Genomic DNA, 11,374 nt, shown 5'->3' on the forward strand with positions numbered 1-11,374 from the left:
AGGCAAACCCTGTACACTGAAAAGGCACGAAAGGGTTAGTTCACCACAGTGACCGTAGTTCGTGCCGTATGTAGAAAACTTGGGCAATCCACGCAATAGTACCTTAAGTATATGAATCTGCAAAATTAGCAATGACGTTTCGCGGTCTATGTTCGGTTATATCGTGTTTTTAAAGCATGTAGGCTACCTTTTCGCCATCACAATCATTTAGAACAAGGAAGGAGGAGATTGAGGTTGAAAAAAACACCGCTTTACGAGAAACACATTTCACTGGGCGGTCGTATTGTTGATTTCTTGGGGTGGGCTCTTCCCGTGCAGTATAGTGGGATCGTTGACGAACACCTAGCCGTGAGAAACGCGGCCGGCTTGTTCGACGTATCTCATATGGGGGAGATAGAAGTTAAAGGAAAAGAAGCCTTGAATTTCATTAACTACATCGTTACTAACGACGTTTCCAGACTGGTGCCTGGTAAAATCATGTACTCTCCTATGTGCTACGAACATGGTGGGGTGGTAGATGACATTTTGATATACATGCATGACGAAAGCAATTTGCTTTTAGTCGTCAATGCCGGCAACAAGGATAAAGATTATCAGTGGATCTTGGATAAATCAAAGGACTTTGATGTTAATGTTCTGGATATGTCCGATTCCTATGCTCAAATTGCCTTACAGGGGCCAAAGGCCGAAGGCATACTTCAAAAACTCACCGATATTCCCTTAGGGGATCTGAAGTTTTATGCCTTTAAGGACGAAGTCTTAGTTGATGGCGTGAAGGTTTTGCTTTCGCGAACAGGATACACGGGCGAGGACGGTTTTGAGCTTTATCTGTCCCCCTCCGATGCCGTTCATGTTTGGGACAAGCTGCTTGAAGCCGGCAAAGAAGAAGGCTTGCTTCCAGCCGGATTGGGCGCGCGAGATACCTTGCGTTTTGAGGCTAGTCTACCCCTCTACGGACAGGAACTTTCCGAGGAAATAACACCCCTTGAGGCCGGTCTTGGTTTCTTCGTCAAGCTTGACAAGGAGGATTTTATAGGAAAGTCCAGCTTGCTTGAGCAAAAGGAGAAGGGGTTGAAGCGTAAGATAGTGGGATTGGAAATGATCGAAAAGGGCGTTCCAAGGCATGGCTACGAAGTAAGATCTCAAGGCAAGGCGATTGGCACGATCACCTCCGGATCGTTTGCTCCTTACCTGGAAAAATACCTAGCTTTGGCCTTACTTGACATAGACTTTACAGAAGTAGGTCAGGAAGTGTATGTTGATATAAGAGGAAGGGATAGGCTCGCTGAAGTTGTCGAGACTCCTTTTTATAAGAGACGTTACAAACGCTAATTAAAAAATAAAATTAGGAGGTGCTGTAGGACATGAACATACCTGAGGACTTGAGGTATACGAAAACGCATGAGTGGGTTAGGGTTGAAGATGGCAGGGCCTATGTCGGAATAACTGATTTCGCTCAAGAGCATTTAGGCGATATAGTTTATGTGGAACTTCCCGAAGTGGGATCGGAGGTAGAGGCGGGAGACGCTTTTTGTTCGGTCGAATCTGTCAAGGCGGCCTCCGATGTATATTCGCCCGTTTCGGGCAAAGTGATTGAAGTTAACGGATCCCTGGAAGATGAACCTGAATTGTTGAATGAAGATCCCTACGAAAATTGGATCGCAGTCATCGAAATGAGCGATCCGGGGGAGGTGGATGCCCTTCTCGATGCCGAAAGCTACGCGAAGCATTGCGAAGAAGAAGAGGAGGAGATGGCTTGATGTGGAGCTATATTCCCCACACGCGCGAAGATAAGGAAAAGATGTGCAAGGCCCTGGGCATCGCATCTATTGACGAGTTGTTCGATGATATTCCTAAAAAGGTGCGAATGAAGGGAGATTACGATATCCCTGGTCCCATGACCGAAGATGAATTAATCGTGCACATGCAAGAGCTGGCGGGCAAAAATTCACATCTGGATAGTCATGCCTGTTTTTTAGGCGCAGGGGTTTATGATCACTTCGTGCCTTCCGTGATCGACGCAATGGCATCTAGGGGCGAATTTTACACGGCTTACACACCCTACCAACCGGAGATTAGCCAAGGGACTCTCCAGGCTATCTTCGAATATCAGTCGATGATATGTGAGCTTACGGGCATGTATGTTTCTAATGCCTCCATGTACGACGGAGCTTCGTCCTTCGCCGAGTCGGCCTTCATGGCTTGTGTGGCTACGAAAAGGGAAAAGGTACTTTGCTCTCGGTCTGTAAATCCCGAATACAGGATGGTCTTAAAGACCTACGCTCACTTTAGAGGTGTCCAAGTAGAGGAGTTCGGCTACAAGGACGGGCAAGTCGATGTAGACGACCTTAAAAGTAAGTTGAACGAAGAAATTGCTGCGGTAATGGTCCAGAGTCCCAATTTCTTTGGTGTCATTGAAGACGTGGCATCAATAGCCGAATTGGCACACTCAAAAGGCGCTTTGCTGATCACGAGCGCAGATCCCATTTCTCTTGCAATCCTGGAAGCGCCTGGAAAGCTTGGCGCTGACATCGTAACAGGCGAAGGGCAAGCCTTGGGCAACCAACCTTCCTTTGGAGGACCGCACTTTGGTTTTTTGGCTGCGACGGAGAAGCTCCTTAGAAGAATGCCGGGGCGCATCGTGGGACAAACAGTTGACACAGAAGGTCGCCGTGGTTTTGTCTTGACTTTACAGGCAAGAGAACAGCATATACGCCGCGAGAGGGCTACTTCGAATATATGCACCAATCAAAGCCTGTGTGCTTTGATGGGTGCAGTGTATATGGCCACGATGGGTAAGGAGGGCCTTAAAGAAGTGGCGAAACTTTGTTACAACAAGTCTCATTACGCCATGGAAAAGCTGGTCAAAGAGGGGTTTAAACGTGCCTTTGATGCACCCTTCTTTAAAGAATTTGTCGTGATCTCGCCTAAGCCGGTGAATGAACTTAACGAAAAGCTTTTAAAACAGGGCTTCATAGGCGGCTACGACCTTTCCAAGCACTATCCCGAGATCGATAAGGGCTGGCTAATTGCCGTGACCGAGCGCAGGACGAAAGATGAGATCGACGGGTTCGCTAGTGCCGCAGGGGGTGAAGTGCGATGAAAAAGCCCGTGGAGCTGATATTTGAACTAAGCAAGCCTGGCAGGAAAGCTTACTCACTTCCCGCTTGCGATGTGCCTGAGGCGAGCGAAAAAATTCCGGAGAAATTTGCAAGGAAGGCTGACGCGAGGCTTCCCGAGGTTTTTGAAGTGGACGTGGTTCGTCATTTTACCAGGTTGTCTCAGCTTAATTACGCCGTTGACATAGGGTTTTACCCCTTAGGTTCGTGTACCATGAAATATAACCCGAAGGTGAACGAAGTTGTGTCGCGACTTCCCGGATTTTTGCGGATCCATCCCTATCAACCTGAGGAGATGGTACAGGGCGCTTTGAAGCTAATCTACGATTTGGAAAAGATGTTGTGCGAGATTACCGGCATGGAGCGGGCCACACTGCAGCCTGCCGCAGGGGCGCACGGGGAACTGACGGGACTCATGATAATAAAGACTGCCCTAGAACACCGAGGCGAGGGTCACAGAAACAAGATCATAATACCCGATTCTGCTCACGGTACTAACCCGGCGTCAGCGAGCATGGTGGGCTATGAGGTAGTGGAAGTAAAATCAGACGAGCGGGGAAATGTTGACGTCGAAGATTTAAAGAAACTCATGAGCGACGAAGTGGCGGGCATCATGCTAACAAACCCGAATACGCTGGGCTTATTCGAGGAAAGGATCGATGAAATCTCCAAGATAATACACGATGCCGGAGGGCTTTTGTATTATGACGGTGCTAATCTTAACGCCAACCTTGGCAAAGCACGACCCGGTGACATGGGATTTGACGTGGTGCACTTAAACCTTCATAAGACGTTTAGCACTCCACACGGCGGCGGGGGCCCTGGATCTGGTCCCATAGCCGTGACAAAGGAGCTAGTTCCCTTCCTTCCCGCACCACTTGTCGAATACGATGGTAACCGATACTATCTTAACTACGACAGGCCTTCGTCCATAGGAAGGGTCAGGTCCTTTTACGGAAACTTTAACGTAATGATAAAAGCCTACGCCTATATTCTCACCATGGGACCTGAGGGCTTGAGGGAAGTGGCTGAATGCTCTGTCTTAAGCGCCAACTATCTCATGAAACGATTGCGCGATTACTTCGATCTGCCCTACGATCGATGGTGCAAGCACGAATTCGTAATTTCGGGCAACAGGCAGAAAAAATCCAAAGGCGTGACTACGTTGGATATGGTTAAGCGCTTGATAGATTACGGTTTTCATCCTCCGACTGTGTATTTCCCCTTGATTGTTCCTGAAGCTATGATGGTGGAACCTACGGAAACGGAAAGCTTGGAGACCTTGGATGCCTTTGCGGAAAGCTTGATAGCGATAGCCAAAGAAGCCGAGGAAAACCCTCAACTTGTCAAGGAATCTCCGAAGACCACGCCTGTCACGCGCTTAGACGAAGTGACGGCCGCTAAAAGGCCAATTGTTAAGTGGGAGTTTGAATCGTAAAGTTTAAATTTAATCGCAAAGCGTCCCTCACCGTAAATTAAAAGGCGTGAGGGACGCTTTGTTAGTTGAATTGCCATTGCGTCACGATCCAGCCGGGTTTTAGATCGTTGTTATAACAATTTTTTGATGGAAAGGAGACATTTGCATGGCAAACAGCGACCTCATTATCATAGGAAGTGGTCCTGGAGGATATGTAGCTGCGATTCGAGCCGCACAACTTGGAGCCAAGGTCACCATCGTTGAAAAAGAAAAAATAGGCGGGACGTGTCTCAATTACGGTTGCATCCCTACAAAGGCTTTGTGCCAAAGCGCTTCGAGCGTTCTTTTGGCCAAGAGAATGGAAGAATTTGGCGTGATTGTCGGCGAGCCTCGAGTTGATATGTCCAAGGTACATGCCTGGAAACAAAGGGCTGTGGACGAACTAACTGGAGGAGTGGAAAAGCTTTTAAAAGGATACAAAGTGAACGTTCTTCACGGTGAAGCGAAATTAATTCACAAAAACAAAATCTTGGTAAGTATGCCAGACGGCAAATCAAGTGAACTTGAATCCAAATATATTTTGATAGCCACCGGGTCCAAAGAGACCATTCCAGATGTGCCTGGCATGGACCTGGAAGGAGTCGTTACCAGTAAGGAACTGCTGGGATTTGAAGGCTTGCCGGAAAGACTTTTAATATATGGTGGCGGCTACATAGCTATGGAATTTGCTAGCATTTACAACGCCTTGGGCTCAAAGGTAACGGTCATGGTTAGAAGCAAGGTGCTTCGCTTGATGGACGGCGAGATATCCAAACGCATGAACGTGTTTTTAAGGAGAAAGGGCGTAACCCTTTACGAGGGGACGCTCCTTGACCGCATCGAGGAAGGCCAGGATGAATTAGTAATTCACGCTTCAGGCAAAACGGGAGAAGTGGTTTTAGGTGCCGACATGGTCTTGGTTGCCACGGGAAACACCCCCAATGTGGAAGGACTAGGCTGCGAGGATGTGGGCATTAAGACCGGGGAAAAAGGCATCGTAGCAGACGAGCTTTACCGCACATCCACAGAAGGAATATACGCCATAGGGGACGTGTTAGGTCCTCCCTATCTGGCCCACGTGGCTTCCGCGGAGGGTAGGGCTGCGGCAGAAGCAATGTTTGGGAAACCAACCAAGGTTAACTATGATGTAATTCCTGCGGCGGTATTCACCATTCCGGAAGTTGGTACCGTTGGGAAGACCGAAGAGGAGCTCCAAAGTAAAGGAACACCTTACAGGGTCGGCAAGTTTCTCTTTGGAGGCAACGGGAAAGCCGTTGCCATGGGTGAAGAAGAAGGTCTAGTAAAAGTTCTCGCTTACGAAGACGGAAAATTAGCGGGGGTTCACATAATTGGCCCTCATGCAAGCGACTTGATTCACGAGGCGGCCATAGCGATGCATGCCGGTGTAACTGCCGAGGAGATGGACTCGTGCATTCATGCCCATCCAACACTAGCCGAGGTCTTTCATGAAGCAGTCATGAACGTTACTGGGCAAGCCATTCATCAACTGCCCAAAAGACGGTAAACTCCCATGGGCTATCTCTTAGATCTCGACTGGATAAACGTTGCCAAAGGAGTCAACGAATACGGCAGATGCCTTATCGTCTTTGTCCTTGCGCAGAGTTATGAAATGAGTGCAGCTAGTTTCAACATAATATTGTAGCGCTTCTTCCGTAGCGCATGCCTCGATCTTCTCGTTACAAAGCGGACAGGAAAAGCTGTAACAAATTTGTCCTACAGAGTCGAGCCTTACGGCCATTTCTTCTCCGAGGTCATTATAATAAAGGACGAGCGATTCTTCCGGTAAAAATCTATTAAAGTGAGAACATTTAGCCTTGGTGCCCTCTTGTGCAGAAGATATGGTCTCAGCTCCACAAGTTGGGCACTTGATTTTCCAATAGTGTGCTATCTTTCTCACCTCTTTTGCTCATGTATTGCGTTTGTAATATAGCACTTATCGGTTATCCCTGCAATAGAATAAAGGTTCTAACGAAAGCAATATAACGGCAATACAAATAAATATTCCGCCCAAAACAGCTCTTTTTTCTGGCACCTCATGAAGCAAGATGAATGCCCACATCATCGAGAAAGGGACCTCAGTCATGGACACCACAGAAGCTATAGAGCTAGACATATACTTAAGTGCTCGTGAAATCATCCCGAAAGCCAGCGCAGAGGTGCAAAGGGCCATGTATAAAAGGCCAAGGTAAGCTTTTAAAGGAGCCTTAAATAGCATCACAGCTTCTCCCGTGAACAAGGCAACTACCCAACAGATTATTGATGCCCACAGAAAGTTCTGCAAGTAGGCTTTGAAATGAGATTCTTTGCCCACCCCATACCTTCCGTTGAGCAGGTATAAGGCATATCCGGCTCCTCCTGCCAGGGCACACAATATGCCTATGAGGTCAAATCTCAACCCCTCTTTGGGATCCCATACTGCGAAGTAAACACCCAATAAAGATACTATTAGGGCCAAAATCTGTACTATGGTGGGACGTTCCCGTGCTATGGCCCAGGCGCCTATCATGGCCCAAATTGGCGCGGTGTAATATAAAATCAACGTTAAGCCTATGGATATCCGTAAAAAAGCGATGCTCAAGCCTAAGTTGGAGCTGATCAAGCCAACAGCGCTTAACCAAAAAAGAGGTTTGCGCATCTCTGCTTTGCGGGGCATTATCAAAGAGCTTCGTGGTTTTGGAGTAAGGAAGATGATAATGCATGTGCTTACGGTGAGGCGAAAAAGGGTTATGAGAAGAGGACTGACCCCAAAACTGTTGATAAATCGGACGGCGGGCCCGTTTGTTCCCCATATTAATGTCGCTCCAAGGGCTAATAATATTCCCTGCATAGCATGATCATACCTCGTTGTTTTGAGCTTTTTGCTAGATGTCAAAGATACCCACCAGAATTGTATGATCTGATGGCCGTTCCCAAATGCGCGGTTCTCTGTCGATATAACAATCCACCGAGCGCTCCGCTAGCGGCTGCGTAGCCAATATGTGATCGACGCGCCAACCGATGTTTCGTTCAAAGGCATTTTTGACGCGATAGTCCCAAAAAGTGAACTGCCCTTCTTCGGGATGATGTTTTCTGAAGACGTCTATGAAACCCCAGGATTTCACCGTATCGAATAAGTCGCGAATTTCCTCATGGAAACAGACATGGTTTCTCTTGGTCTCAGGTTTTGTGACGTCCTTTTCCTCCGGTGCGACGTTCATGTCACCCACCCACAGTATTTTATCTTCGTCATTAAACTGCGATTCCAGCATCTCAAGAAATCGCATCAAAAAATCCTTTTTGTATCGGTAGTCAGGGTGAACTATCGATTTTCCCTGTGGCACATATGTGTTTATTACCCAGATATCGCCAAAACGGGCTATCATGAGCCTGTCGTCATCTCTGGGGTTTTTGCCATCGGGGAAGCCGTAGATTACTTCTTCAGGCTCATTTTGACTTGCTATTGCAACGCCGCTATAACCCTTCTTGCCTCGAAAAAATACATGGTATCCCCACGATTCAAAGGCAGATAGGGGAAATTGGTCGTCACTAACCTTAGTCTCTTGCAAGCAAAGCACATCGACTGGATTTGCAGAGAGCCATCTTTCTAAGATGTGAAGCCTACTTCGAACTGAATTCACGTTAAAGGTAGCTATCGTGAAAAACGGCATTTGTATCATTACCTCCCTTGAGCAATTTTAAAACAGGCTCACTTGGAAAATGTCATTTCCCTGCTGGGAAATCCCGTAACTCGATTTCGATATACTAAACTATTCTAAGACATTCAACGTTAAATTCAACAATATTATTTCAGGTGTTGAGCCTATGCGCACAGGTGGTCCCCACGTTCCGTATCCGCATGATACATAAATGAGGGTGTTTTCTTTTTGCAAAAGCCCCCAACTTTTTTCAAATATCAATCTCGTAATTAAGTTAAAAGGCCACATTTGGCCGTTATGTGTATGCCCTGAAAGTTGAATGACTACGCCTTGCGAGGTTGCTTCTTCGAGGTTGATTGGCGTGTGGTCTAAAACGATTATGGGGAGGTTTTTAGGAGCCTCCCGAAGGATTTCAGAAAGAGGCCGGCGTTTCTCCTCCCCCAAGCGATTTGCCATTATATCCTCACGCCCTACCAATATTAGCGAATCTTTGATGACGACAAATTCGTCACGAAGTAATCTCACTCCCCCTCGGGACAAGTACTTTTGAACGTCCTCTATTCCTGCGTAATATTCATGGTTTCCAGGAACGGCATAGATGCCTAAAGGCGCTTTTATCCTTTTTAGCTCTTCCGTCAGACCTTCCTCAGCCGCTGCCGATATGCTTTCATCCACGATGTCGCCAACCAGGAATACGATATCGGGAGACAAGCCGTTTATTTTATCCACTAGGCCTCTGATGCGAGAGCTGTTTATAAAAGGTCCTACGTGTATATCAGAGACTGCCACTGCACAAAGTGAATCTATGGCGGGATTGCCAAGCGGCATTTCAAGGCTAAGGGTGACGACTTGGGCTTTTCTGGCGTTTAGACTGCCAAAAGAGATCAAGACGATTATAAGACAAATGCCAACTTTCCATATTTGTGCTTGCAGTGTGGTGCCTAAAAGTGGAAGGAAGGAAAATGAAGATAAAAGCCTGTAAATATCCATAAATAGAACTAGAAAAAAGGCATAGGCCATGAAAGCGAGGTAATAGGAACCCGCTGCAATGATTATCTTTATGGTAATCCCGGGCGATATGAAAGCTTGCAATATGCGACCGACAGGATAAGCCGCCATTATCAATAGCAATAACGGGATGAGTATTTTGCCCCGTGGCGATAGGCATAAAGGGGCAATGTGTATGTAAATATAGTAGTTCGTTAGAACATAAATTAATAATACGATGCCTAGTAAAATTATTAATCTTAAATCCATATAACTCCTCCTCTTAATCATAGTATAATGCGAGTAAAGGAAATGAAGGAATCAGCAATTAATATAAGTCTTAGGGGAATCGCACTTTTTAAAAAGTGATATTGAGATCAGCTTACTGTAAAACTTCTTTTTGCCAGGGAATGGGAGGTGTCAAGATGTACGACGTGGTGGTCAAAGGAGGCCAGATCGTAAGCGGTTCCTATGGGAGTTTTAGAGCCGATTTAGCCATAAGGGGAGAAAAAATAGCTGCGATTGGCGACGGTTTGGATGGAAAATATGTAATCAATGCTTCGGGGAAGTTGGTAATGCCCGGCGTCATAGATGCTCACGTGCACATGGAGCTTCCCGTTTCCGGTACCCGTTCAAGCGATGATTTCTCCTCGGGAACCAAAGCGGCTGCATGTGGAGGCGTAACGACGATCATAGATTTCACCGTCGGCAGCAGCGAATCAACGATACCTGAGGATATCGAAAAAAGACTCAAGGAGGCCGAAAAATCTCACATAGATTACGCCCTTCACGCCGAAGTCATAGGTTGGCATAGATCAAGATCACAGGAGATCCTGAAGGCAGTTCAAATGGGAGTGACCAGCTTTAAATTTTTTACCGCCTACGGTTCTTCCGGGAGGAGGACCGATAGAGGAGCCTTATTTGAGGTGTTCCAGATAATAGGTGATTTGGGCGCGCTGGCAGTTGTGCATGCCGAGGATGAAGAAGTCATCAATTACCTGATGAACGAATTGGAAGAAGAGGAATTGAAGAACATGGTATCTTTGGCGAAAGTCAGGCCTTCTTTATGCGAGGCGGTTGCAGTAAGTGACGTGATCTACTTGGCAGAAAGGGCTAACGCGCGCCTGCACATAGTTCACTTATCTTCCGCCCTGGGACTGGAAGCTTTAAAAAGGGGAAAAGGTTTTTACAAAAATGTGACGGCTGAGACCTGCCCTCAATATCTTTTGTTAACTCAGGATGTTTACGAAAGCGTGGATGGACATTTATACTCGGCTTCTCCTGCCTTGAGATCGTCCTATGACTTAGAGGCCCTTTGGGACGCCCTTTACAACGAAGAACTTTCGATGATAGCTACGGATCATTGTCCCTTTACCAGAGAACAAAAAACTTGGAAGGGAAACTTTTTGGACCTGCCTTACGGCTTACCCGGCGTGGAGACGGCTTTGCCCTTGATGTTTTCTGAGGGCGTCATAAAGCGACATTTGCCCGTCAGTTCGTTGGTAAGGCTTTTATCCGAGAATCCGGCCAAAATTTACGGCCTTTTCCCTCAAAAAGGCACTCTTCAAATTGGCTCGGATGCGGACATAGTGGTCTTGGAGCCCAACGAAGAATGGACCATAAGCGCGAGCAATTTGCACATGAACACCGATTTTTCTCCCTTCGAGGGCTTGAAGGTGCATGGACAGATTTACACAACTTTGTCACGGGGAGAAGTGGTTTTTGAAAAGGGTTCCTTTAAAGGACGTGAGGGGAGAGGCAAATTTTTAAGGAGGAGCTGTTAGGCGCGTTTTGAGGCAGTTGAGAGGGGGTTGCGCTTCCATGAGTTCCCTTGAGCAAGTTTATCTTCTCAAATGCTGCGAAATCCAAGTGTACAATGTTCTCCGGGACCCTGCTTAAAAAAGCGACCTTTTTAGTTTTTATTAGTGGGTAACTCACACATTATAAGCGTCCAACCACTCATAGCCCAACCAGTAGCGCAGTAAATAGGGATGTTTCATCGCTTCAAATAACGGTGCGAAATATCTCTTATATGCTAAAGGTAAAATTCAATTCTGATGCTCTTTTACCGCTTTTTTATATCACCTTGACATTAGTTGCGCGTAATTGTAAATTACAACTAACGCGTGAATAAAAAGGCACAAAATCTGCCTTGC

At 46.7% G+C, this 11,374-nt stretch carries 10 protein-coding genes; 6 read left to right on the forward strand and 4 right to left on the reverse strand.

What is annotated here, in order from left to right:
- Positions 1-234 precede the first annotated feature (234 nt).
- The 5 genes from gcvT (at position 235) to lpdA (ending at position 6,100) form a co-directional block, all read left to right on the forward strand.
- Entirely contained in the window at positions 235-1,332 is a 1,098-nt protein-coding gene (gene gcvT / locus Q7P41_RS09095; protein ID WP_303883665.1) for a glycine cleavage system aminomethyltransferase GcvT, read from the forward strand.
- A 32-nt stretch (positions 1,333-1,364) separates the two neighbouring features.
- On the forward strand, positions 1,365-1,760 hold the full coding sequence (gcvH, locus tag Q7P41_RS09100; protein WP_303883666.1) for a glycine cleavage system protein GcvH: 396 nt from the start codon (positions 1,365-1,367) through the stop codon (positions 1,758-1,760).
- Positions 1,760-3,103, forward strand: a complete 1,344-nt coding sequence (gene gcvPA / locus Q7P41_RS09105; RefSeq protein WP_303883678.1) for an aminomethyl-transferring glycine dehydrogenase subunit GcvPA — start codon at positions 1,760-1,762, stop codon at positions 3,101-3,103. Before gcvH ends, gcvPA begins: the two co-directional genes overlap by 1 nt.
- Positions 3,100-4,557, forward strand: a complete 1,458-nt coding sequence (gene gcvPB, locus Q7P41_RS09110; protein WP_303883668.1) for an aminomethyl-transferring glycine dehydrogenase subunit GcvPB — start codon at positions 3,100-3,102, stop codon at positions 4,555-4,557. The genes gcvPA and gcvPB overlap by 4 nt, the downstream gene beginning before the upstream one ends.
- Positions 4,558-4,702: 145 nt before the next feature.
- Positions 4,703-6,100, forward strand: a complete 1,398-nt coding sequence (lpdA, locus tag Q7P41_RS09115; RefSeq protein ID WP_303883670.1) for a dihydrolipoyl dehydrogenase — start codon at positions 4,703-4,705, stop codon at positions 6,098-6,100.
- An 18-nt stretch (positions 6,101-6,118) separates the two neighbouring features.
- Here lpdA and Q7P41_RS09120 read toward each other — a convergent pair whose 3' ends face one another.
- The 4 genes from Q7P41_RS09120 to Q7P41_RS09135 form a co-directional block, all read right to left on the reverse strand.
- Positions 6,119-6,493 carry a hypothetical protein gene (locus Q7P41_RS09120; RefSeq protein WP_303883672.1) on the reverse strand — a complete coding sequence of 125 codons (375 nt, stop codon included), beginning with the start codon at positions 6,491-6,493 and terminating at the stop codon, positions 6,119-6,121.
- Positions 6,494-6,529: 36 nt separating this feature from the next.
- Positions 6,530-7,423: a DMT family transporter gene (locus Q7P41_RS09125; protein ID WP_303883673.1), complete on the reverse strand. Its 894-nt coding sequence runs from the start codon at positions 7,421-7,423 to the stop codon at positions 6,530-6,532.
- A 34-nt stretch (positions 7,424-7,457) separates the two neighbouring features.
- Positions 7,458-8,243, reverse strand: coding sequence for an exodeoxyribonuclease III (xth, locus tag Q7P41_RS09130; protein WP_303883674.1), 786 nt, complete (start codon positions 8,241-8,243; stop codon positions 7,458-7,460).
- A 99-nt stretch (positions 8,244-8,342) separates the two neighbouring features.
- On the reverse strand, positions 8,343-9,488 hold the full coding sequence (locus Q7P41_RS09135; RefSeq protein ID WP_303883675.1) for a metallophosphoesterase: 1,146 nt from the start codon (positions 9,486-9,488) through the stop codon (positions 8,343-8,345).
- Between the two features lie 155 nt (positions 9,489-9,643).
- Here Q7P41_RS09135 and hydA point away from each other — a divergent pair, with 155 nt between their 5' ends.
- Positions 9,644-11,002, forward strand: coding sequence for a dihydropyrimidinase (hydA, locus tag Q7P41_RS09140; protein ID WP_303883677.1), 1,359 nt, complete (start codon positions 9,644-9,646; stop codon positions 11,000-11,002).
- Positions 11,003-11,374 lie beyond the last annotated feature (372 nt).

This window comes from Acetomicrobium mobile (assembly GCF_937920065.1).